The 23,505-nt window shown below is 71.7% G+C and carries 16 protein-coding genes; 5 read left to right on the top strand and 11 right to left on the bottom strand.

Translation table 11 applies throughout. The features are described 5' to 3' along the window. Positions 1 to 3 precede the first annotated feature (3 nt). On the top strand, positions 4 to 1,149 hold the full coding sequence (locus BKA22_RS01575; protein ID WP_179561592.1) for an acyltransferase family protein: 1,146 nt from the start codon (positions 4 to 6) through the stop codon (positions 1,147 to 1,149). Between the two features lie 8 nt (positions 1,150 to 1,157). Here BKA22_RS01575 and BKA22_RS01570 read toward each other — a convergent pair whose 3' ends face one another. Next, positions 1,158 to 3,371: a hypothetical protein gene (locus tag BKA22_RS01570; protein WP_146951140.1), complete on the bottom strand. Its 2,214-nt coding sequence runs from the start codon at positions 3,369 to 3,371 to the stop codon at positions 1,158 to 1,160. Between the two features lie 117 nt (positions 3,372 to 3,488). On the opposite strand from BKA22_RS01570, the gene BKA22_RS01565 reads away from it, so the two are divergent. Then, complete coding sequence (locus tag BKA22_RS01565; protein ID WP_179561591.1) at positions 3,489 to 5,354, top strand: SpoIID/LytB domain-containing protein; 1,866 nt, start codon at positions 3,489 to 3,491, stop codon at positions 5,352 to 5,354. Between the two features lie 37 nt (positions 5,355 to 5,391). On the opposite strand, the gene BKA22_RS20240 is transcribed toward BKA22_RS01565, so the two are convergent. Genes BKA22_RS20240 through BKA22_RS01540 form a run of 5 tightly spaced genes read right to left on the bottom strand, consistent with a single transcriptional unit; the run spans position 5,392 to position 11,216 of the window. After that, positions 5,392 to 6,894, bottom strand: coding sequence for a glycosyltransferase (locus BKA22_RS20240; protein ID WP_146951138.1), 1,503 nt, complete (start codon positions 6,892 to 6,894; stop codon positions 5,392 to 5,394). Then, the gene (locus BKA22_RS01555; RefSeq protein ID WP_146951137.1) at positions 6,891 to 8,387 is read right to left on the bottom strand and encodes a glycosyltransferase family 4 protein; all 1,497 of its coding nucleotides are present in this window, start codon (positions 8,385 to 8,387) and stop codon (positions 6,891 to 6,893) included. The genes BKA22_RS20240 and BKA22_RS01555 overlap by 4 nt, the downstream gene beginning before the upstream one ends. Next, the gene (locus BKA22_RS01550; protein WP_146951136.1) at positions 8,384 to 9,064 is read right to left on the bottom strand and encodes a hypothetical protein; all 681 of its coding nucleotides are present in this window, start codon (positions 9,062 to 9,064) and stop codon (positions 8,384 to 8,386) included. Before BKA22_RS01550 ends, BKA22_RS01555 begins: the two co-directional genes overlap by 4 nt. A 20-nt stretch (positions 9,065 to 9,084) precedes the next feature. Further along, positions 9,085 to 10,314, bottom strand: a complete 1,230-nt coding sequence (locus BKA22_RS01545; protein ID WP_146951135.1) for an ABC transporter ATP-binding protein — start codon at positions 10,312 to 10,314, stop codon at positions 9,085 to 9,087. Next, positions 10,314 to 11,216 (bottom strand): ABC transporter permease, encoded by a 903-nt coding sequence (locus BKA22_RS01540; protein WP_146951134.1) that lies wholly within the window; start codon positions 11,214 to 11,216, stop codon positions 10,314 to 10,316. Before BKA22_RS01540 ends, BKA22_RS01545 begins: the two co-directional genes overlap by 1 nt. A 214-nt stretch (positions 11,217 to 11,430) precedes the next feature. On the opposite strand from BKA22_RS01540, the gene BKA22_RS01535 reads away from it, so the two are divergent. From BKA22_RS01535 to BKA22_RS20055, 3 genes are read left to right on the top strand one after another with little or no spacing between them, the layout of a single operon-like run. Continuing rightward, a complete protein-coding gene (locus tag BKA22_RS01535; RefSeq protein ID WP_146951133.1) occupies positions 11,431 to 12,417 on the top strand; it encodes a GDP-mannose 4,6-dehydratase in 987 nt (328 codons plus the stop codon). Between the two features lie 4 nt (positions 12,418 to 12,421). Next, on the top strand, positions 12,422 to 13,396 hold the full coding sequence (locus tag BKA22_RS01530) for a GDP-mannose 4,6-dehydratase (protein ID WP_146951132.1): 975 nt from the start codon (positions 12,422 to 12,424) through the stop codon (positions 13,394 to 13,396). Further along, positions 13,393 to 15,891: a glycosyltransferase gene (locus tag BKA22_RS20055; RefSeq protein WP_146951131.1), complete on the top strand. Its 2,499-nt coding sequence runs from the start codon at positions 13,393 to 13,395 to the stop codon at positions 15,889 to 15,891. Before BKA22_RS01530 ends, BKA22_RS20055 begins: the two co-directional genes overlap by 4 nt. Positions 15,892 to 15,994: 103 nt before the next feature. On the opposite strand, the gene BKA22_RS01520 is transcribed toward BKA22_RS20055, so the two are convergent. The 5 genes from BKA22_RS01520 to BKA22_RS01500 all read right to left on the bottom strand — a co-directional run bounded on the left by BKA22_RS01520 (position 15,995) and on the right by BKA22_RS01500 (position 23,495). Then, a complete protein-coding gene (locus BKA22_RS01520; protein ID WP_146951130.1) occupies positions 15,995 to 18,310 on the bottom strand; it encodes a hypothetical protein in 2,316 nt (771 codons plus the stop codon). A gap of 160 nt (positions 18,311 to 18,470) precedes the next feature. Further along, the gene (locus BKA22_RS01515) at positions 18,471 to 19,787 is read right to left on the bottom strand and encodes a glycosyltransferase (RefSeq protein ID WP_146951129.1); all 1,317 of its coding nucleotides are present in this window, start codon (positions 19,785 to 19,787) and stop codon (positions 18,471 to 18,473) included. Beyond that, a complete protein-coding gene (locus BKA22_RS20235) occupies positions 19,784 to 20,809 on the bottom strand; it encodes a glycosyltransferase family 4 protein (RefSeq protein ID WP_146951128.1) in 1,026 nt (341 codons plus the stop codon). The genes BKA22_RS01515 and BKA22_RS20235 overlap by 4 nt, the downstream gene beginning before the upstream one ends. Next, positions 20,806 to 21,855: a glycosyltransferase family 4 protein gene (locus BKA22_RS01505; protein WP_146951127.1), complete on the bottom strand. Its 1,050-nt coding sequence runs from the start codon at positions 21,853 to 21,855 to the stop codon at positions 20,806 to 20,808. The genes BKA22_RS20235 and BKA22_RS01505 overlap by 4 nt, the downstream gene beginning before the upstream one ends. After that, positions 21,855 to 23,495, bottom strand: coding sequence for an FkbM family methyltransferase (locus BKA22_RS01500; RefSeq protein WP_146951126.1), 1,641 nt, complete (start codon positions 23,493 to 23,495; stop codon positions 21,855 to 21,857). Before BKA22_RS01500 ends, BKA22_RS01505 begins: the two co-directional genes overlap by 1 nt. Positions 23,496 to 23,505 lie beyond the last annotated feature (10 nt).

Genomic DNA, 23,505 nt, shown 5'->3' with positions numbered 1-23,505 from the left:
GCGGTGAAGCGTCTCCAGTGGGCCAACGCCCTGCGTGGCATCGCTGCGCTGATCGTCCTCGGCTATCACTTCTCCGTGGCGTTCTGGATGAGCCAGGACGTCTCCGCGTCGCTGGCCCGCAGGACGCCGCTGTACCCGGGCGACGACGGCGCCCCGGTCTGGGCGCGCGCGATCAGCGCCCTGCCTGTGGACCTCGCCGCACTCGGCGTCGCCCTGTTCTTCCTGCTGAGCGGCTTCGTGATCTCGATCTCCCTGGACCGTTACTCGCGGGCGGGCTTCGTGGTGGGTCGGGCGATGCGCCTGCTGCCCACGTACGCGGCGGGGTACCTGATCACGTGCCTGACGATCGCGGCGATGTCCGACCCCGGCGACGAGCTGCACGCGGGGTCGGTGCTCCTCGGCTCCGTCCCCGGCCTGGCCTACCTCGTGCGTGCGTCGGCTCCCGGCGACGGCATCGTGTGGACGCTGATCGTGGAGCTGGTCTTCTACGGCGTGTGCGTGGTCGCGTTCCGCCGCCTGACCACGCGATGGTGGGCGATCGCGGCGGTCGCCGCGGGATGCGCCCTCGTCCAGACGCTGCTGCCGCACCTCCCGAGCGCCGCGTGGGCGGAGGGCATCCGCTTCGTCGTGCTCCTGGCCTGCCCCTTCATCCCGGTCATGCTCGTCGGGGTCACGCTGTTCGTGCATCGCGCTGGGCGACTGCGACGGGGGCCCGCCGTCGTGCTGGTGCTCGCCCTGGTGGCCGAGTTCGTCGTCCTGGCGTCCACCACGCCGGTCGTGCCGACGTCCTGGAAGTACCGGCTGACGTTCGTCGGCGCGGTCGGCGTCTTCTCCGCGGTCGCCGCGGTCGGAGATCGCTGGAGCAACCCGGGCCGCGGCCTCGGCTTCCTCGCAGCGATCAGCTACCCGCTGTACGTGGTGCATCCGGTGCTCGGCTACGCCCTGATCTCCTGGTTGGCCGGCCGGGGCGTGTGGGGCCCCCTCGCGGTCCTGATCGCAGGGGCCGCTGCGATCGGCTGCGCCACAGCGATCCATCTGGCCGTCGAGAAGCCGACGCACCACCTCGGGCGCCGGTGGGCGGGACGGACCCGCACGGCCCCGACGGGGAATGGTGCGGGACCGCACGAGCTCGCCGGTGTGGGGAGCTGACCGCTCGTTCAGCCGTTGCGGGTCACGGTCAGGCCCACGAACTGTTGGCGCAGGTCGCGACCGTCACCCTCGACGACCTCGGCGTCGGAGTTCGTCGCGAAGCCGAGGTTGGTCGCCCCCGGGTCCAGAGTCAGCGGCATGTCGAGCTCGACGACGTGGTCGACCGCCACGAAGTAGGAGTCGACGCCGTCGACCGTCACGCGCAGCATGCCGTCCGCCGTCGGCAGTCGGACCTCACCGGTCAGGCGCACACGGGTCGGCTGCGAGAGAGGCACGATGATCTGCGCCTCCGCGAGCGAACCCGCCCACTGGAAGCGCTCGCCGTCCAGCTCCTCCGGGGCGTAGAAGCCCTCGCCCGTCTCGACGTGCACCGGGTGCAGGACCTCGTCGCGATCGGGGACCGCGCCCTCGGAGCGCAGTCTCTCGCCGTATGCGCGCAGGTCGTAGGTGGCCAGCTCGCCGGCCTCGTCCACGGCGGGCGCCTGGGGGCCCGTCACGGCCACGATCGCGGACTCGATCTCGGCCCCGCGATCCGGGTACGCGGCGCGGTTGACGTAGAGCGCGTCGAACCCCGCCGCGACGAGCCGGGGCAGCGCAGCCTCGACGCCATCCGCGAACGCGACCTGCTGCCACTGCGCGGGCCCGCCCTTGACGCCGCCGTAGCTCCACGCCAGGTCGCTGTGCAGGTAGCCGCGCAGGTGGTCGTAGTCAGGCATGGCCCCGACGGCACCGTTCTCCGGAAAGCTCGTGACGGGGAGCTGGAACACTGAGGCCCCCGTGCCGTAGCGCGCCTCCAGGCCGGCGAAGTACCGCCCGTCGCGGTCCCACTGCTGGGCGGTCCGCGGGTAGTCCGGCAGGAACTGGTCGCCGGTCTGGTCGAACGTGGCCGCCAGCACGAGCCCGCCGCTGAGCAGCACGGCGGTCGCGGGGACCAGGAACCGAGGGCGTGCAGGCAGCCGTGGACGAAGCCGTGCCCAGAGCAGCTCCAGGATCACCGCGACCCCGCACAGCGCCGAGAAGGCGATGACGATGGAGGCGCGGTTCCAGGCGCGCAGCATGCCGAACCCCAGCACGGCGAGGAGCCCGCCGAAGCCCGCGATCGTCGAGCACAGGATCATCACCACGGCCAGCGTGCCGTGCGCACGCAGCCGCTCGAGCGCCTCACCGGCGGGTCGGACCCGAGGGACGAGGAGCGCGATGACCACGGCCAGCAGGCCGAGCGTCGCCAGCATGCCGAGCGTCTCGGTGCCCTCACCGCGGATCCCTTGGGTATCGGTGACCGCGCGGAAGTGCCGCAGCAGGTCGATGCGGTGCGCGGGCAGTGGGAGCACGAGGTCGACGATCTTCAGTCCGAACGTCTCCGCCGCACCGTACGTGCGGCCCTGCACCGGTGTGCTCGACCCCACCGGCGGGTCGTAGACGAGGTAGGGCAGTGCCGTGGCGGCGATGCCGAGCACCAGTGCCCCGACGGCGCCGATGCCGTTGAGCAGAGGCCTCCACCGGCGCTCGGCGAGCGCACGCAGCGTCCCCGCCGTGAGGAGGAGGAGCGCGCAGAAGGCTGCGTAGTAGACACCGCCGCCCACCAGCAGCACGATCGCGCCGACCGAGAGCCACTCGTCACGCCCGAAGCGACGCGGCGGACGCAGCAGGTCGACACGCCCACGGAGCAGGTGGACGGCCATCGCCACGCCGAGCGGCACGGAGAAGTACGCCGACAGGAACAGGTGCCCCCCGGCGCGGGCGAAGTGGTAGCTGGCCACCGAGTAGACGACCGCGAGCGTCGCGGCGAGGAGCTGACGGGTCCCCAGCCACCGGAAGGCGACGTAGGAGGTCAGCGCGACGCCGACGAAGCTCGCGACCAGGAAGACGTTGTACGACTCGGCGGGTGACAGGACCAAGGTCAGGAGCCGGAGGGCGCCCAGGTGCCAGAGGTCGCCGACCGAACCCGGGAACGCCGCGAGATCCTGGCCGAACGGCGCCCCGAGCTGGTCGGCGTGCAGGTAAGAGCCGGAGACCTGCATGTTCCGCGCGACGCTCAGCACGAGCATCGCGTCGCCTGAGTAGCTGATCGGCACGGAGAACGTCGCCTTCCACAGGCGCACGACCGCCGCGGCGAGCCCGACGGACACCGCACCGGCGCCGAGCCCGTACGCGAGCTCGACGAGCACACGTGAGAGGAAGTTCCGACGCGGCGGCGCGGGCTCCACCGCAGGGCCAGTCACGATGTGCGTCCGTTTCGTCAGGTCTGTCGTTCTTGTGCTCGCAGGTCCGCGGCCAGCACAGACTAGTGGGGCGGTGGGTCCCTGCATTTGCGCTTGGCCTGGTGCACCATGGGCCGCATGGGTGAACGAGGTCGGCGCGGCCGACGGTCCGTGGTCGTCGGTGTCCTGGTGTCGCTGCTCGCGACGCTCGGGTTCGTGGCCGGTCCCGGTGCGACCGCCGCGACCGCGGCCGACCCGACCCTCACGTTCACGGGCCACGGCTGGGGTCACGGCAGGGGCATGGGGCAGTGGGGTGCGTACGGCTACGCGGTCGACTACGGCTGGGGCTACGCGCAGATCCTGGCCCACTATTACGGCGGCACCAGCCTGCAGGCGAACGCCGGGAACCCCGAGATGTCCGTCGAGCTGCTCGGTCTCTCGGGCAAGGACACGATCGTCACGGCGCCTGCACTGACCGTCGGCACGGTGCGCACGAACAGTGCCGCCGTTCTCGTGCGGCGCACCTCCTCGGGCATGTTCACCGCCTGGACCGGACCCGGCTGCGGCGGGCCGTGGACAGCCTGGGGCACCTTCGGCTCGGGGTCGGCCATCGCCAGTGCCGCCGACCCGGGGAACGTCGACAACCTCGTCCGCGTGTGCGAGTCCTCCGGGACGCAGGCCTACCGCGGCGTGCTGCAGTTCGTCGATGTCGGCGGGACGCAGTACACGATCAACCGGCTGCCGACCGAGGACTACCTGCGGGGCGTCGTGCCGCGCGAGTCGTCGGCCTCCTGGGGGACCGCCGGCGGCGGCCGCGGCATGGAGGCGCTCAAGGCGCAGGCCGTCGCGGCCCGCAGCTACGCCCTGGCGGGCGGCTCGAGGTCGTCGGGTGCGCTCACCTGTGACACGACCGCGTGCCAGGTGTACGAAGGTGCCGCGATCTACGCCGGCAGCGGCGCGCGCACGGACGTCTCCGCGACCACGACCGACCAGGCCATCGCCGCCACCGCCGGCCAAGTGATGCGGGACGCGCGCGGCGCGGTCGCCCGGACCGAGTTCAGCTCCTCGACCGGCGGCTGGACCGCGGGGGGCACGTTCCCCGCCGTGGAGGACCTCGGCGACGCGACGTCGGCCAACGGCCACCACACGTGGACGACCACTCTGACGCAGAGCAGGGTGGCGCAGCTGCTCGGGGTGCCCGACATCCTGTCGATCGCCGTGGTCTCGCGCAACGGCGTGGGCCAGGACGGCGGGAGGGTCACCAGCCTGCTGGTCTCCACGTCCTCCGGCCTGCGCACCTTCACCGGCAGCCAGGTGCGCACGGCGCTGGCGCTGCAGAGCGACTGGTTCACGGTCTCCGGCGTCACCGTCACCGCCGCCACCGCGGTCGTCAAGGCGCTCTACCGGGACATCCTCGGGCGCGATCCCGACCCGACGGGCCTGGCGACCTGGACCCAGGAGATCGCCCGGACGTCCAACGCGTCGACGACGGCCGCCGCTCTTGTCGGCTCGACCGAACGGTTGCAGACCATCGTGGCCGAGCAGTACCGGGCCGCCCTCAACAGAGAGCCCGAGGCCGAAGGCTCGGCGTTCTGGGTGCGTCTCTTCCAGAGCGGGTGGAACGTCCCGGATCTCCAGGCGGGCATCTACGGGTCGGACGAGGCGGTGCTCAACCTGGGCGGCGGCGACGAGATGCGCTGGGTCGCCGCGATGTACCAGGCGGTCCTGGGGCGCGCAGCCACGGAGTCCGAGTGCCGGTGGTGGCTCGACTACGCGCACAAGAACGGCCGCCAGGCGGCGGTGCGTGGCATCACACGCTCCGAGGAGGCGGCGCTGGTGCGCCTCAACGGGTACTACCAGACCATGCTGGGCCGCGGACCCGACCCTTCGGGCGTCGGGACCTTCGTGCCGGTGCTGATGAACGGGCGCGGCGACCTGATCCTGCCGGCCCTGATCGGCCAGTCGAGCGAGTACTGGGACCGAGCCCAGGCCCGGTTCCCGTGACAGACCCTGTGGTCCCCGGAGCCGGGGACCACAGGCGTCATCCGGCCAGGAACGCCCAGGCGTCGGCGGCGTAGTCGTCCCAGGTGCGAGGCGGCCGCGCGAGCGCAGCGGCGGCCAGCCGGGAGTGGGTCTCGTCGTCGCTGAGCAGGCGCCGGAGGGCATCGGTGACCGATGCGTCGTCGCGGGGGTCCACCAGGAGGGCGCCTCCGGCCTCGGCGATCTCCCGCATGCTCCCGTAGCCCGAGGTGATCGCGGGCGTCCCCGCGGCCAACGACTCCGCGACGGGGAGGCCGAAGCCCTCGTTGAAGGACGGGAACACCGTGCACCGGGCCAGGCGGTAGGCAGCCCACAGCAGCTCGTCGTCGATGCCGGAGGCCGACTCGACGGGGCGGCCGGCGAGCTGCAGCTCGGCCAGCCGGCGCGTGAAGTCGTGACCGCGCCACGAGTGGCCCCCGACGAAGGTCAGGCTGAACTCGATGCCCTCGCGCCACAGCACCTCGGCCGCGTGCAGGACAGCCCCGTGGTTCTTGCGCGGCTCGTGCGTCCCCACGCACAGCACCATGGGCAGACCCCCGACGAGGAACCTCCGACGGGCGCGGTCCAACGAAGCCTCGGCGGCGGGCGGAGCCTCGGCGGGCAGCAGGATGGGTTCGATGTCCGGCCCCACCATGCCGATGGCGCCCAGCATCGTCCGCCACCCTCCGTACTCGCGACCGGCAGCCTCCGAGATGGTGGTGATCCGGTCGAAGTGGCGCACCGTCGCCAGGTGGTCGGCGAAGAAGTCCGGCACGCCCTCGTCGCTGGTGTCGCCCGAGGTCATCGGGATGCAGTCGAAGCCGATGACACCCGTCCTGCTGGGCGTGTGGCGTGCGAAGGCGAGCAGCCTCTGGTTTCGGCGTCGGTCGGCGACCAGCTCGGGGAGCACGTAGGTCACTCGCCACGGGACGACGATCACGGACCCCGAGGAGGAGCCCTCGTTGGAGTCCGGCAGCGGGTCGCCGGCGATCCGCGCGCGCTCGAGCGCCGTCAGCTCGCGCATGGCGTCGAAGTCGTCGATCCAGGCGACGAGCGTGCAGGGGTGCTCCTTCGACCAGCGGCGCGCCGTCTCGCGAGCCACCCGCTGGATCCCGGTCGCCAGGACGGTGTGCGCCGTGTGGTGCACGTCGACCACGGTGGTGTCCGTGACGATCCGTACCTCGCGGTCGAGCGTGCGCGGGCGGGAAGAGCTGACGATCTCGGTGAGCAGCGGACGGGCGCCGTCGAACTCCGCCGCGCGGCAGAGCTCCGTCACGGTCCGGTCGACCGGGAGCACCCCGGAGACCGCCGCGAGCGCGAGCCAGACCTCACCGCGGTCCCGCAGGTCGACGACGTGCGCGAGCTCCGCCTCAAGCTGACGTACGGACGGTTGCGCACCGGGGGACAGCTGCGGCGACCGTCCGAGCACCTCGGCGACGGCTCGGAGCCGACGGGCCCAGATCGCCCGGGTCTCCGGGCGTGTCCCCGGCACGCGTACCCGACGGTGGAGGACCGGTGTGCTCACTTCTGCTCCTCGCTGGGCATGACCGTCGACCACAGCTCCTCTGCGTAGGCGTCCCACGTCCGCTCGACGCGCGTTCGGATCTCCTCGCGCAGCTGCTGACGGCGCTCCGGGTGGACCAGCAGGTCGCGAAGCGCGTCGGTGACGGCGTCGTCGTCGCGCGGGTCGACCACGACGCAGCCGCCTCCCTCGGCGATCTCCTGCAGCGAACCGAAGTTCGAGGTGACGACCGGCGTGCCGCAGCCAAGCGCCTCGGCGACCGGGAGGCCGTACCCCTCGTGCAGCGAGAGGAACACCGAGAACGCCGCGTCGCGCATGGTGCTGGACATCACCTCGTCGCTCACGCGACCCAGGTGGCGGACGGGTCGGCCCGCCTGCTGCAGCGACGTGAAGCACAGGTCGCCCGGCCCGAGGAAGCCGACGCCTCCGATGAACACCAGCTCGAACTGCACGCCCTCGCGCCACAGGCGTTCCGCCGCGTGCACGAGCACGGCATGGTTCTTGTGCGGGTCGTGGGTGCCCACGCAGACGACGGTCGGGCGCGCGGCGGGGCTCTCGACCAGCTGGGCGCTCTGCTTGTCGGGCGACGAGGCCGGCAGCAGGACCTCGGTGACCGCGGGGCCTGTCAGACCCTGCGCGGCGAGGGTCTGCGCGAATCCCACGAACTCCGTCGTCGCCGAGCGGCTGATCCCGGCGATGACCCCGGCGTGCTTGACGACGTTGAGGTAGCGCACGAAGCGTGTGGCCTCGAACCCGGGCCGGAGGTCGGCGCTGACGAGGGGGATCATGTCGTAGCCGATCGCGGCGATCCGGTTGCCGGTCCACTGCGCCAGTGCGGCGTAGGCGTCGCTGGCCTCGGGCTCGGGGATCTCGGGAAGGATGATGCTCGAGTCGAGGGGCACGACGAGCCGGGTGGCACCGTGGTCCGTCTGCCGTGCGGCCGCACCGGGCTCGTACGCCATGACGTTGGGCACCTCGGACGGGTGGAGCCGGCGCAGCGCGGTGTAGGAGTCGGTCCAGGCCACGGGCAGGATCTCGTGCACCTCGTCCCAGCGCGGGACCGTCTCCCTGACGACGCGCTGGATCCCGGTGTGGAAGTCGCGACGTGCGCAGAAGTCGACGTCGACGACGACGGCGCCCCGGACCACGTCGAGCTCGTAGGCGCCGTCGGTGTCGGCCGCCATCTCGAACGCGACGTCGAGCACGCGCAGCTGCGCGGAACGCCCTGTCTCCAGCTCGAGCTCGCGGGAGACCGCACGCATGTCGCGCTCGTGCGGCATCGCGCCCGCGAGTGCGGTGAGCAGGAGCCAGAGGTCCTGACGACGCCCGGTGCGTCGGCAGGCGTCGAGGAGCCGGGGGAGGAGGTCGGCCGCAAGGTGCCCAGGGGCGCCTTCGTGGTCGTGGCCGGTCTCGCCGAGCAGGAAGGGTGCGACGGCAGCCAGTCGCCGGTCGAGCGCGACGCTCGGGTCCGGCACCGTGCCGAGGGTGACCGTCATCGGCGGGCCGAGCGCATACGCGCCGACTGCACGGCCCGCAGAGGGGCCGTCACCCGCCAGGAGAAGGTCCGGTAGACCGTCTCGAGGATGTCCGTCGTCCGCGTCAGCTCGTCGAGCAGGTCCTTGTTGGTCTTGCCGCTCTCCTCGTACGCGCGCACCGACCACCGGGTCAGGGCGGCGGTCCGCCACGCCACGATCTCGGCCAGGAAGGCCTCCCGCCCGAGCTCCTGCGTGGCGTCGCGCTCGGCGTCGGTGGGCGGGTAGCTCAACGCGGGCCCGAGCGTGTCGGCCGACTCGGCGCGGACGTAGAGGCGCCAGCCGGCCGTGACCAGGCATCCCACGTATCCGGCCTCGAGGACGGCGGTGTGCCACGTCGGGGTGACTGCCGACGGCAGGTCGTCGGCCGGCACGAGGAGCACGACGGGGTGCACCCCCGCCGGGTCGAGGGCCGCGACGACGTCCGCCTCCGAGCCGACGAGCACGGCGCCGCCCCGCGGCACGCGGGTGAGGGCGGACTCGAGGGGGCCGAGCAGGAGCGGGTCGTCGATCGCCGATGCCGTGAACGTCGCCGTGTCGAGCCGGGTGGCGATGCGGAGGACGACGGCTGCCTCGGACGAGCTCGTCGTGCCGTGCTGCGCTGCGCGCGGCGTCACGGGCGAGGTCGTGGAGTCGGTCATGCGGTGGTACCCCTCGTCGGTCACAGGTGGGAGCTCGTCGCCGGGACGGCCTCGATGCTGGGTCGCAGGTCGGCGATCCCCACACCGGTGGTGGGAGACGTCACCGTGAAGGACGCGGCCTGGCCCTTCCAGTCGATCGACGTGCCGTCGAGCGCCTGGAGCGCAGCCGTGACGTGGTAGGTGCCCGACATGAGGTCCACGCGCGGGAACCGGAGGCGCAGCTGGCACTCGCCGTGCAGCGTCGGCACCTCGACCCCGGAGAGCTCGGTGTTCGTGCCGTACACCACCTGGGCGAGCGGGGTGTCGATCGTCATGGCCCCGCGCCAGGCGGTGAGCGGTGCGCTGGAACGGTAGGTGATCACGACCTCGAGCGGGTCGCCCGAGGCCACGGAGTCCACGGGCGCCCCTGCGCCGTCCAGGACCTCGACCCGATCGACGGTGGCGTGGTCCGCCGGCCGCGCGATCGCGGCGCTGGCATTGGCCGCGGCCGCCTCGGCGAGGACGCGTGCGGTCTCGTAGCCCTCGCGCAGCACCTGGATACCGCGCTCGGCCGCGCCGTCGAACACGATGCGGCCACCGTCGAGCACCACGGCCCGATGGCACAGCTCGCCGACCTGCTCCGCAGAGTGCGAGACCAGGACGATCGTGCGCCCCTCGGCCTGGAACTGGTGGATGCGGTCCATGCACTTGCGCTGGAACGGTTCGTCGCCGACCGCCAGGACCTCGTCGACGAGCAGGATCTCCGGGTCGACGTGCACGGCGACGGCGAAGGCGAGGCGGACGTACATGCCTGACGAGTAGAACTTCACCTGGGCGTCGATGAAGCGCTCGATGCCGGAGAAGTCCACGATCGCGTCGAAGTACGAGTCGGTCTGCTGCTTGCTCAGGCCGAGGATCGACGCGTTGAGGTAGACGTTCTCGCGGCCCGTCAGGTCAGGGTGGAAGCCCGCACCGAGCTCGAGCAGTGCCGCGATGCGGCCCCGGTGCTGCACGATGCCGGTCGTCGGCTGCAGGATGCCGCCGATCAGCTTCAGCAGCGTGCTCTTGCCGGAGCCGTTGTGGCCGACGAGCCCGACCGTCGTGCCGGCCTCGATGTCGAGGTCGATGTCGCGCAAGGCCCAGAACTCTTCGCTCGTGCGCTTCTCGCGCATGATGCCGACGACGCGGTCCTTGAGCGACTTGTCCTTGCGGATACGGAACTGCTTGGAGGCTCCGCGTACGCGGATGACGCTGACGTCCGGGGTCGTCATCACAGCTCCTGCGCGAAGTTGCCCTCGGCGCGGGCGAAGACCCGCTGGCCGATGACGAGCAGGACGGCAGAGATGCCGAGCGCGATCAGGAGTCGGGTCATGAGGTCCTCGGGGTAGGTGCTGTCGGCGCCCTCGGCCCAGAACGAGCGTTGGTAGGCGAGGATCGCGAGCGTGACAGGGTTGGACAGGTACAGGTCCTTCAGCAACCCGTCCGGGAGCTTGCCGTCGACGAGCTGCCAGGAGTAGACGATGGGCGAGGCCCACATCGCGACCATCAGGACCACCTCGACGAGGTACTGCATGTCGCGGAGGAAGACGTTGGCTGCGCCCAGCATCAGCGCGAGCGCCAACCCGAGCACGAGCAGCAGGAGCGTCGCGACCGGGAAGTAGGTGAAGACGTACTGCGTGGGCGGCTGCCTGAGCGCGAGCGTGGCGATGATCAGGATCGAGAGCTGGATCGCGAAGTTGAACAGGGCAGACCCGACGACGCTGAGCGGGAAGACCTCTCGCGGCAGGTAGATCTTCTTCACGAGCCCGGAGTTCCCCACGATGGAACCCGTGCCGCCGGCGACGATCTCCGAGAACAGGCCCCAGGCTGTCAGGCCGGTGAACACGAAGATGGCGAAGCCCGGGATGGAGCGCTCACCGTTGAGCACCTTGCCGATGGCGACGTAGTAGACGAACAGCATGGTGAGCGGTCGGATCATCGACCAGAGGAACCCGAGAGCGCTGTCCTTGTAGCGGGACTTCAGCTCGCGCCGGACCAGGAGGTCGAGCAGCTCGCGATGCCCCCAGATGTCGACGACCGAGCGCCACGCACCCGTCCAGCCGCTCTCGCGACCCGTGGTCGTGAACGGCTCGCGCGCGACTGCCTCGATCCGGTCCTGGGCGCTGACGGTCATCGTGCTCCGATCGGGTGGCGAGGAGGGCAGCACCGTCGGCCCACGTTGCCGGCGACACGCGAGGCTCGAGCGGAGCGGGGGCTCACTCTACCCTCGGTGTCCGATCCTCAGGTCTGACTTCGAACCACGGCCTGGGCGTCCCCGTCGATGCCCGAGGGTGCGAGCCGGGCCGCTAGCATGCTCTGGTTACCCGCCGCCGACACCTTGAGGAACCATGCCTCGCGCACTCATCACCGGTATCACGGGCCAGGACGGTCTGTACCTCTCCGAGCTGCTCCTCTCGAAGGGGTACGAGGTGTTCGGCCTCATCCGTGGCCAGAACAACCCGAAGCACGACCTCGTGCGCGCGACGGTACCGGGTGTGCAGCTCGTCACGGGTGACCTCACCGACATGTCGAGCCTCATCCGAGCGCTGGAGTTCGCCCAGCCCGACGAGGTGTACAACCTCGGTGCGATCTCCTTCGTCGCGTACTCCTGGGAGAACGCGCTGCTCACGTCGGAGGTGACCGGCAAGGGCGTGCTGAACCTCCTCGAGGCCGTGCGGCTCTACTCGCACGGCGACGCGAGCAAGGTGCGGTTCTACCAGGCGTCCTCCTCCGAGATGTTCGGCAAGGTCCAGGAGGTCCCGCAGCGCGAGACGACGCTGCTGTGGCCCCGCTCGCCCTACGGCGTCGCGAAGGTCTTCGGCCACTACATGACGATCAACTACCGCGAGTCCTACGGGATGCACGCCTCGTCCGGGATCCTGTTCAACCACGAGTCGCCGCGGCGTGGTCCGGAGTTCGTGACGCGCAAGGTCTCCCAGGCCGTCGCGCGCATCTCGCTGGGCCTGCAGGAGGACCTGACCCTCGGCAACCTCGACGCGAAGCGCGACTGGGGCTTCGCCGGGGACTACGTCGAGGCCATGTGGCGGATGCTCCAGCAGCCCGAGGCCGACGACTACGTCGTCGCGACGGGGGAGACGCACTCGATCCGTGAGCTGCTGGACATCGCGTTCACGCATGTCGGCATCGAGGGCTGGGAGCGCTACGTGAAGCAGGACCCGCGGTTCATGCGTCCCGCCGAGGTCGACCTGCTCATCGGTGACCCTGCCAAGGCTCGCGACGTCCTCGGCTGGGAGCGCAAGGTCGACTTCCCGGCGCTCGTCACGATGATGGTCGAGCACGACGTGGAGGAGCAGCGCGCTCTGGCCGGTCGGTGACCGGGTGACCCGGGTCTTCATCACCGGCGTCGCTGGGCAGGACGGCTCCCTGCTGGCCGAGAGGCTCGCGGCCGAGGGCGCCTCGGTGCACGGGTTGGTCCGCACGGCTGACGATGCGGTCGAGGCGGCCTCCCGGTTGCCCGCCGGCGTCGCCCTGCACGTCGGCGACCTTCTCGACACCGCGACCGTCGAGGCGCTGATCGCCGAGGTGGCGCCGGCGGAGGTGTACAACCTCGCCGGCGTCAGCTCCGTGGCGCAGTCCTGGGTGGACCCGGTGTCCACCGGTCTCGTGAGCGGCGTCGGAGCCGTGGCCGTGTTCGAGGCCGCGTGGCGGCTCCAGGAGCGCACGGGGAATCCCGTGCGGGTCCTGCAGGCGTCGAGCGCGGAGATCTTCGGGCAGGCCGTGGTCTCGCCGCAGGACGAGCAGACCCCCTTGCGGCCCGGCTCGCCGTACGGTGCCGCGAAGGCCTACGCGCACCACATGGCGTCGATCTACCGCGAACGAGGGCTGCCGGTGTCGGCCTGCGTGCTGTACAACCACGAGTCCCCGTCGCGGCCGACGGCCTTCGTCACCCGGAAGATCACCTCGACGGTGGCGCGGATCGCGCACGAGGGTCGCGGGTCGTTGACGCTCGGACGGACGGACGTCCGCCGGGACTGGGGATGGGCTGCGGACTACGTCGACGCGATGGTGCGCGCCGTGCGCCACGAGACGGCTGACGACTACGTCGTGGCGACCGGTGAGGTCCACACGGTCGCCGAGTTCGTCGAGGTGGCGATGCGGCACGCGGGCATCGACGACTGGGAGGCCCACGTCAGGGTCGACGAGAAGCTCGTGCGGCCTGCCGACGCGGCCGAGCAGGTGGGCGACCCGGGCAAGGCGCGGCGGGTGCTCGGTTGGACGCCGACGGTGGACTTCCACGGGATCGTCGCCCGGATGGTCGACCACGATCTTGAGCTGTTGAGGAGCCGACCGTGAGGTCACGAGAGAACGCCGAACCCCGCCCGGGCGTGGTCACGGTCGTCCTGGTCAACTACAAGGGTGCCGACGACACGATCACGGCCCTGCGGGCGTTCGACGACGTCGAGTGGCCGGCGGACCGGCTCCAGCTGGTGGTCGTCGAGAACGACTCCGGCGACGGCAGCACCGAGCAGATCCGCGCAGCCGTACCCGGGGCGCTCGTGATCGAGTCGGGGGCGAACCTCGGCTTCGCCGGCGGCTGCAACCTCGGGGTGCAGCACGCCACGGGGGAGTACGTGGCATTCCTCAACAACGACGCCCGCCCGGGGCCGCGCTGGATCGAGGCCGCGGTGGCCGAGCTCGACCGGGACCCGACGGTCGGAGCCGTGGCGTCCAAGGTCCTGGACTGGGACGGTGCGCTGGTCGACTACGTCGACGGCTCGCTCACGTGGTTCGGCATGGGGTACAAGCGCGAGGTCGAGAAGCCGGACACCGGGGCCTACGAGGTCGCCAAGGATGTGCTGTTCGGCACGGGTGCCGCGATGTTCGTCCGCACCGGGCTGTACCGCGAGCTCGGCGGGTTCGACGAGCGCTTCTTCATGTTCTACGAGGACGTCGACCTCGGGTGGCGGCTCAACCTGCTCGGCCATCGCGTGCGGTACGTACCCGAGTCCGTGGCCTACCACAAGCACCACGTGACGATGCGCAAGTTCGGGAACTACCGCGAGAGCTACCTGCTCGAGCGGAACGCGTTGCTCACGATGTTCAAGAACTACGACGACGAGTCGCTCGCCCGCGCCCTCCCTGCCGCCATGGCGCTGTCGGTGCGCCGCTCGGTGGCGCGGTCCGGCCTCGATGCGACCGCGCTCGACCTGCAGCGTTCGCCCGGTGGGGACGACATCGGCACGCTCGAGGTGCCGAAGATGGCTCTGACGGGCCCGCTCGCGATCGACTACCTGGTCGAGCAGATGCCGTCGCTGCTCACGTCGCGCCGTGAGCTGCAGGCCCGGCGGCGGCGCAGCGACCGCGACCTGCTGCCGCTGTTCCGCGAGGCGATGGAGCCGGCGTACGGCATGCCGAGCTACCTGGCTGCGCACGAGGTCCTGGTCGAGGCGTTCGGGATCGCGGAGCACTTCACCGCCCGTCACCGGATCCTGATCGTGACCGGTGAGCCGCTGCTGGACCGGATGGCCGGCCCGGCGATCCGCGCGTGGGAGATGGCCAAGGCGCTCGCCCCGGACCACGAGGTCAGGCTGGTGTCGACCGCAGGCGCCCGGCGTGCGGGCGACGGGTTCAGCGTCGAGTACGCGGCCGGGACCGGGCTGCGGGAGCCGACGGCGTGGGCCGATGTCGTGGTGTTCCAGGGGTTCCTCCTCGAGACCGCACCGTGGCTGAAGGACTCCGACGTCATCGTCGTGGCGGACATCTACGACCCGATGCACCTCGAGCAGCTCGAGCAGGCCCGCGAGCTGGGTCCCGACGGCCGTCGTCACGCCGTGGAGATCACCACCCACGCGCTCAACGAGCAGCTGCGCCGCGCGGACTTCCTGCTGTGCGCCTCCGACAAGCAGCGCGACTTCTGGCTCGGCCAGCTCGCGGGGCAGGGGCGCATCAGCCCAGCGGTGTACGACGAGGACGCCTCGCTGGACAACCTGATCTCGGTGGTGCCCTTCGGCGTCGAGGACTCCCCGCCCGTGCAGCGTCGGCACGGGATCAAGGGTGTCGTACCGGGCATCGGGCCGGACGACAAGGTCGTGCTCTGGGGTGGCGGCGTCTACAACTGGTTCGACCCGCTGACGCTGATCCGGGCGATCGACGCGCTCAAGGACCGTCGACCGGACGTCCGGTTGTTCTTCCTGGGACTCAAGCACCCGAACCCGGGCGTCCCGCAGATGCGGGTCGCGTGGGAGACGCGGCAGCTGGCCGACGAGCTCGGGCTGACGGACCGCCACGTGTTCTTCAACGAGGGCTGGGTGCCCTACGAGGAGCGCGCGGACTACCTCCTCGACGCGGACGTCGGCGTCTCGACGCACTTCGAGCACGTGGAGACGGCCTTCAGCTTCCGGACCCGGATCCTCGACTACCTGTGGGCGTCGTTGCCGATCGTCGCGACGGACGGCGACACGTTCGCACCTCTGATCCGTGACCACGGGCTCGGAAGGACGGTCCCCGCGCAGGACCTCGCAAGCCTGGAGCAGGCGCTCGAGGAGATGCTCTACGACGCCGAGGCTGCGGCCGCCGCCAGGAAGGCGGTGGGCTCCTTCGCCGAGCGGTACGCGTGGTCGCGCGTGCTCGCGCCGCTCGTGGAGTTCTGCCGTACCCCGCGCCGCGCCGTCGACCTCGCGGTCCCGGCCGCAGGCGGGCCCTCGGGCAAGCGCTGGACGCAGCCGTCGCCGAGCACCTCCTTGCGTGCCGACGTGGCGCTGGCCAAGGGCTACCTTGCCGCCGGCGGTGTCCGCGAGGTGAGCCGGCGCGCATCCGGACGGGTACGACGCGTGCTGGGCCGGAGCTGAGAGTTCCTCGGCCACGCGTCTGTGGTCGTGGCCTCTCCTGAGCGATGCGCTCGGGAGAGGCCGCTCCGTCAGCGGCGAGCCGCTGCGGGTCGTGGGTTCCGGCTCACCAGGTGGCGAGCGGGTCGCGGACCGTCACGCTGCTGGCGAGCTCGGCGCCATCGGGTACGCATGCCTCACCCGTGAACTCGACCGCCAGGGTCGCCCGTGTGGTCGGGCTCGGGAGCTCGAGGGCGACCGGCTCGCTCTGACCGGCGGCCAGCTGGACGGTCGTCGAGGACTCGTTCGTGCCGTCGTCCAGCGTCACGGTGACCGTGCGCGCTGAGCAGGTCGACGCGACGACCTCCATGGAGACGCCGGTGAAGTCGGCCGCGGGGTCGATGGCGGTGACGTCGAAGGACGCCTCGCCCGGGAGCGTCCACCATGTGGAGAAGGCGTCGCTCTCAGGGATCGCCGACGGCACACCCGTCGGTCGGATCCGCGCCGGGGCCCAGAACAGCTGGGAGGTGTCGGACAGGGCGTCCAGCTCGATGGCGACGTCCTCGGGCGTGTCTCCTGCGGACGGCAGCCGGAAGGCGGACCAGTCCCCGTCGTGCCCGGTGGCGACCGGAGCGCCGAGGAGCCCTCGCAGGTTGGCCATGAGGCTCGCGTAGTCGTCCTCCGTGTAGCCGCGGCGGTCGACGTGGACGGCGCAGAACCCACCCGCAGCAAGCTCCTGCACGGCCTGCGCGTCGAGGTCGTTGCCGAGCTGCTCGAGCCAGGCACTGTCGACGGTGCCCTTCATCGCGCCGAACGACCACTCCTTCTGCGGGTCGGCCAGGGGGAGCCACAGGTGCTCGTAGGCCGAGAGGTTCTCGACGGGGGGCGCCTCGGGGTAGGCGACGTAGGGGAGCTGGAGCACGGCGCACTCGCCGGGGATCGCCGCCTCGAGCTGATCCGTGTAGGCCTTGCCCGTGGCCAGGGCGCCCGCGCCGGCGTCTGTCCAGGCGTAGAACTGCGACCGGTAGGGCAGGACGGAGTCCATCAGCAGGAACCCCAGCCCGACCACGAGCACGACCCACGGCGCGAACCGGCCACGGGCGATCCGCCACCGGCGCCACGCGACCGAGGCAGCGGCGACGACCAGTGTGAAGATCACGGGGACCAGCCGGTCCCACGCGCGCAGCTGAGGGCTGACGGTCATCGCGAAGAGGAAGTTGAGGCCCCAGGGGACGAAGAAGAGCACGACGACCGTGAGCAACGTCCCGACGAGCCCGAGGGCGACGGGGATGGCGGCCGTTCCGGTCGCTGTCTCGGCGGGTGGGGTGGCCGGTCGGCCCGCGGCGCGTCGACGCACGGCGTGCAGCGCCCCTCCGAGCGCGACGAGGATCGCGGCGACGGTGAACAACGAGCCCGCGTCGGCGTACCAGATGACACCCGACTGGGTGGTCGCACCGGCCTGGACGTAGGCGGACCGGACGAACTCGTTGACGGCGTCCATCCCGGGCACCTGCGAGAGCGGTGCCGGGAGGATGACGAACGCGAGCGCGCCGGAGTAGCTGACCGACTCGAACGGGAAGCGCTCGGCGACGCCGGCCAGCGCCGGGTGCTCCCGGACGAACCACCAGGCCGGGAAGAGCGCGAGCCCGAGCGAGGCGACGACGAGGAGCGCAGGCAACAGACCGACCAGCAGCGACCGGGCGCGGCCGCTCCGGAAGGTGTCGTAGACGGCCGCGACGGCGATCAGCATGATGCCGAAGCATGCGTAGTAGACCCCGCTGGCACCCACGACGAATGCGGCGCCGAGCAGGGCGAGGGCGTGCCACCCACGGTGGGGCGACCGGAGCCGACGGCGGACCTCGCCCGTCCCGACAAGGAGCGCGAGAGCGACGGCGAGAACGGCTGAGTACATCGTGCCGAGGAAGATGTGCCCGATCCGCAGCCAGTGGTAGGGGATGAGCGTCAGGCCCACTGCCGCGAACACCGCGACAGGGCCGCGCAGCCCGCACAGGCGGACGACCCAGAGCATGGCGAGGGCGGTGAGGGGGAAGGACACCGCGAAGAGCAGGTTCGTGGCGAGGAAGGCGTCCTTCGTGGCGGCGCCGAAGACGCCCACGAGGACGTTCTGCGTCAGGTCGGCGGTGGGGAAGTAGCGCAGGTCCATGCCGAACGGGAAACCGACGCTCGCGTCACCGAACGGCGAGCCGTCCGCCCACATCCGCCCGACGACGTACGCAGGGATGAGGTCGCCACCGGCCAGCGGGAACCGCAGCCTCCCGATCGGGCCGAACCCGATCACGAAGAACACCGACGACAGTGCGACCACCGAGACCGACTCGACCAGCAGGCCGAACCGGCGGCACCACCGGGTGATGGCGTCGAACGCGGCGGAGGCCCGCGCCGTCCCGGACGCCGGGGCGGTGTCGTTCAGGTCCTCTGCCATGGTCTCCACATCTCGGCGGGCCGCTCGGGCGGCCACAGGGCCGGCCGCTGGCGCGGTCGGCTGGGCGGTGGGCCCGCCCCGGTCGGGATGACGCCGGCGCAGGCACGACGAGATCCGCGTCAGAGGATATCCGGCGCCCCGTACCGTGGGCGCCGCTGGCTCACGCCAGGTCGTAGAGCTCGAACAGCACGTCCATGACGGAGTCCACGACGGCCGGTACCGTGTCGAGGTCCAGGCGGGCGAGCCGGGCGGCCACGTCCGAGGTGACGTGCAGCAGCGGACGGGCCGCCATGGCGAGCGACGCGGCCTCACGCAGCGCGTCGGCGTAGGCCTCGGGCGTGCGTTCCTCGAGCACGTGGGCGCGCGCCCGGGCGCCCAGCCGCGCCCGAAGGTCGGGTTCGTCGACCAGCCGACGGAGGGCCGCGGCGACGCCACGCGCACCCGTCGCGGGGTCCACCTTCACGACCGCGTCGGCCGGCAGCTCGGAGTAGTGCGCGTGGTCGTACACGACCACGGGAAGACCGGCCTCCATCTGGGTCAGGACCGACGCCGACTGGCCCTCGAGGACGGGGTCGCGCAGGGCGAAACCGACGTGCGCACGATCGAGCAGCGCGGCGAGGACGCCGTCGGTGACCCGGCCGGTGATGTCGAAGCGATCGGAGAGCCCGAGCCGGTCGGCCGTCGCGCGCAGACGGGCGGCCTCGTCGTCCTCGGCGGCACCGATCGCCCACAGCCGCACGCGGCGGGCCAGCAGCTCGTCGCCGGCCGTCGCCTCGAGCATCTCGTCGATGTGCCGGTTGGCATTGACGGATCCCACGGTCACGACGAGCACGTCGTCGGCCTTCAGGGTGTCGAGCAGCGCGGACGCCTCGTCGCGTGCGGGGGTGTGGGTGCGGTTGGTCGGCACGGGGAGCCGTGCGACGGTCACGTCGCCGAGCGAGCGACCGTCGACCCGGCGGGCATGCCAGTCGGAGTGCACGACCGCCCCGAGGCTCCGCTCGAGCACCGTGCCGTCCAGCGGGACGTCGGCGCAGAACTGCATCCAGCCTCCGGGGCGGTCCTCGGGGGCTCCGGTCCTGAGGACCTCAGCGGCTCCGGGCCCGTGCTCGGCCCGCACACCGCGGACGAGCTCGGCGAGGAAGCCCCGGTCGATCGCGGTGTGGCGCACGAGGTTCGTGATCGAGGCGTCGTGCAGGACGACGAGGCCGGGGACCGCGATCGCCAGGGGCAGGATGCGGGTGTGCAGGGGGCTGTCCCCGAGCACGTGCACCACCACGTCGTACCGCTCGAGCGCCGCGACCACCTCGGGGTGGGTGTCCTCGAAGCGGTGCACCGGGACGGGACAGGGTCGTAGCTCGCCCTCGGTCGGCGTCCACACGTCCAGCTGCCAGTGGCTCGCGAGCGGGAGCACGGTCTGGAGCATGACGTCCGCGATCGCCGAGTCCGGGGACATCGGCGTGACCATGGCGACCTTCATCGCGTGAGCTCCTCGATCACGTGCTGCCACGACAGGTTCAGGTCCAGCGCGAGCGCTCGGGCGCCCTCGCCCATGGTGCGTGCCGCCGCCCGGTCGCTCGCGAGACGGTCGAACGCCTGGGCCAGCTCCTCCGGGCGGGGGTCGGCGACCAGGCCGGTGCGTCCGTGGTCGACGAGAGTCAACGTGCCTCCGGAGTCCGTCGCCGTGATCGACGGCTTGCTCGACATCGCAGCCTCGTAGCAGACGTAGCCGTAGGAGTCCTCGTCCACGGGAAGGTAGACCGAGCCGATGGAGCGCGCGAGCAGGTCCAGCTTCTCCTGGTCGCTGATGAACCGTGGGACGAGCTCGACACGGTCGGCGAGACCGTGCGCGTCGATCTCGCGCTGCAGGGCGTCGAGCGCGGCGTCGTCGTCCGGGGCGCCGGCCACGACCAGGCGGTACCCCGGAGCCGCATGCGCCATCGCGGCGACCGCCAGGTGCTGGCGCTTGCCGGCGGAGATCCGGCCGAGCGCCACCAGGAAGTCCTCGGACTCGGCGCAACGATAGGGCGCGTCGGCGTGCGGCGGGGTCAGCAGCACCTCGGCCTCGATGCCGTTCGCCGTCCTGAGCCGCTCGGCGATCATCGGGGAGATCGCGTAGATGCGGTTCGCCTGCTCGAAGGCGCGCGCGTCAGAGGCGCGGACAGCGGCCACGACGGGATCGGTCCGCGGGTCGCTCTGCCACCCGACGGGCGGTGGGTCGTAGGCCTGCCGGAACTGGTGCACGAGCCAGATCACCACGTCGTGGTGCGGGATGAGGTACGCCGGGAACTTCAGGCCGATGACCCGGTCGACGTTCACGACGTCGAGCAGCGCGGCGGCCGTGATGCCGTCGCGGATCTGCTCGGGGTCGTCACCGAGCGGGAGGCGCAGCAGCTCGGCCTCGTGCCCGGCGCGCCGGAGCTCGAGGACGAGCCGGTCCGCCAGGAGCTCGGCACCGCCACGGACGAAGGGTGCCGCATTGTTCGCGACGAGGATCTTCACGCGCCCAGCCCCAGGAGACGGTCGATGACGTGCGGCCAGGCGATGTTCAGCTCGGCACGACGGGCGTGGCTGCGCTCACCCATGCGGCCGGTCTCCTCACGGTCCTCGTACAGGCGGTCGAACGCCTCGGCGAGGCGTCGCGGGTCCGGCTCCGCGACGAGACCCTCCACACCGTCCCGCACGAACTCCAGCGCGCCGCCCGCGTCGGTCAGCGTCACGATCGGCTTGGCGCTGTGCGACGCCTCGAGCGACGGGTAGCCGTAGGAGTCCTCGTCCACGGGCAGGTAGGCGAGAGCCAGGCAGCCGGCGAGCAGGGAGATCTTGTCCTCCTCGTCGAGCCACCCCATCCGCAGCTCCACGCGGTCCTCCAGGCCGTGCTCGCGCACGTAGGCCCGGAGCTGGTGCTCGTACGGCGCGACCTCAGGCTTTCCGGCGATCACCAGCCGCACGCCGGAGGTCGTGTAGCGCATGGCCTCGACCGCGATGAGCTGCCGCTTGATCGGCGTGACGCGGCTCGGGTAGAAGACGTAGTCGCCCACCGGTCCCTGGTGGAACCTGCTCGTGTCGCCGCCCAACGGGGGGAAGAGTGGCTCGGCCTCCAGACCGTTGTACTGCCGGACACGGTCGCGCACGATGAGCGAGTTCGTGAAGAGCGACTGCGACTCGGCGAGGCCGAGGTTGTCGATGCGGCGCAGCGCCTCGCGGTACGCGATGCCCTCGGCGTTGGCCGGGACGTCACGGTACGGGGTGTCCCACAGGTCGAACAGCTGGCGGTAGTGGTGGATGAACCAGGTCGCCTTGTTCTCGTGACGGATCAGGTGGGCGGGCCAGCGGATCGCGACGAGCCGGTCGCCGGCCCCCGCGAACGGCATGGCGCGCAGGCCGACCACGGCCGACAGGTCAGGGCGGACCGACGTCGGGAACGGCAGGTAGAACTCCTCCACCTCGTGGCCGTGCTCGCGCATGGCCGCCGCGGTCCACTCGACGATCAGCCGCCCACCCCCGTTGATGTGAGGAACCGTGGTCGACGCGATGACGACCCGCACTACGCGTCGCCGCCCGCGCCCGCCACGGTCAGCGGTGCGTGCTCCTGCACAGAGCTCTCATCGGTGAGGAGCGCGCCGAGGAGCCTTGACTCGGCCTCGGCGACGAGCGACCGGAACGCGGCAGCCGAGGCGCCGTGCTCGACGAGCCGACGCAGCCGCTGCCGCACGCTCGTCGGGATCGTGCCGAGGAGCCGGGCGCGGACATCGGGCCGGTCGCCGAAGGCGCCCACGAGCGTGTCCCTCCCGATGCCGGAACGGAGCTTGTCCGCCTCGATGTGCAGCTCCTGCGTCGTCGGCTCGCGGTGCAGACCCGCGGCGAAGAGCGCTCGGACGAGGATCTCGTCGTGCACGGTGCCTCCACCGAGCACACCGAGCCGCGCGCGGTACGGGGCAGCCACCTCCTGGCGGGCCACGGTGAGCTGCCACTCGTCGACCGCGGCGAGGGTCGTCGCGCGCACGGCCGCCGGCCGGGCGGCGAACTCCGCGGAGCCGAGCAGTCCTCGTGCGACCTGGACCAGTGAGGTACCGGCGCCCAGCTGATCGGTCCAGCCCTGCAGGCCCGCTTCGTCCACCTCCCGCCCGAGGATCTCGCGGTAGAGGAGTGCCACCGCGGCGTCGGCGGGGAGCGGGCCGGCGTCGAGGAGGTGAGGCTGCGGCCCGACGGCCAGGGCGATGGCGTCCTCCTGCCCGCCGCCGAGGATGCGGCCGACCGTGCTGCGCCTCCGCGCCGTACGCTCCTCGCTCCGCGCCGCCGGGTGCACGGGCGCCGTGGCGGACGCGTCGAGCTCCGCGGGGGCCGGCGGTCGGCCGGGGTCCGCGGCGGCCGGGACGGGAAGGTCCTCCGCGTCCTCCCCGCGAGCGGGGGACTCGGCGGGGGTCACGGCGACGCGCCCCTCGATCTGCGCGGCGAGCTCCTCGATCCGCGCGTGCAGCTGTGCACGTTCGTCCACGAGAAGCTGCACGCCGATCGGGACGTACGCGTCGATCGGGCTCGCCGGGATCGCAAGGGCGTCCGCGAGGGTGTCGTCCAGGGTCAGGTAGTGATTGAGCCCGTCGAAGAGGCAGTGCCGGTAACCCACCTCGACGAGCAGCGCGACGGCCTCGTCGCCCGCGACGCGGCCTACGCCCGGAGCCACGCCCTCGACCACGCAGACCGTGGGCCGGACCGGGCCCCCGAGGAGGCCGCGGACGACCGCCGGCTCGTTGCCCTCCACGTCGATCTTCAGCACGTCGACGTGCTCGAGCCCGAGCTCGGGGAGCAACGTGTCGAGCCGCCGCACGGGCACCTCCACGTGCCGTGCCGTGGCAGGGTCCACGCCCGTGCGGTCCTCGGGCAGGAGCGACGACCACCCCGGCAGGTCGGGGATCGTCAGCGTCGCGGTGCCGTCCTCGTCACCGATGGCGATCGCCAGGTTCACGTCGCGGGGCCGTGCGTCCTCGAAGGAGTCGATGCGGCCCGGCCCGGGCTCGATGTTGACCCCGTGCCACCCACGTTCGTAGAGCGCGCGGGTCACGGAGTCGGCGGTCGGGTCGTAGGCGCCCACGTCGACGTAGGTGCCGTCCGTGCGTCCACCGAACGCACGCCACAGGATGACGTCCTCGCCGTGCTGGGCGTACGAGACGAAGGGGCTCTCAGGCATGGCTGTCACG

The organism is Cellulomonas soli (genome assembly GCF_013409305.1).
GTDB classification, from domain to species: Bacteria; Actinomycetota; Actinomycetes; order Actinomycetales; family Cellulomonadaceae; genus Cellulomonas; species Cellulomonas soli.
Note: the sequence above shows the minus strand (reverse complement) of the source record. Positions and strands in the feature narration are given on the sequence as shown.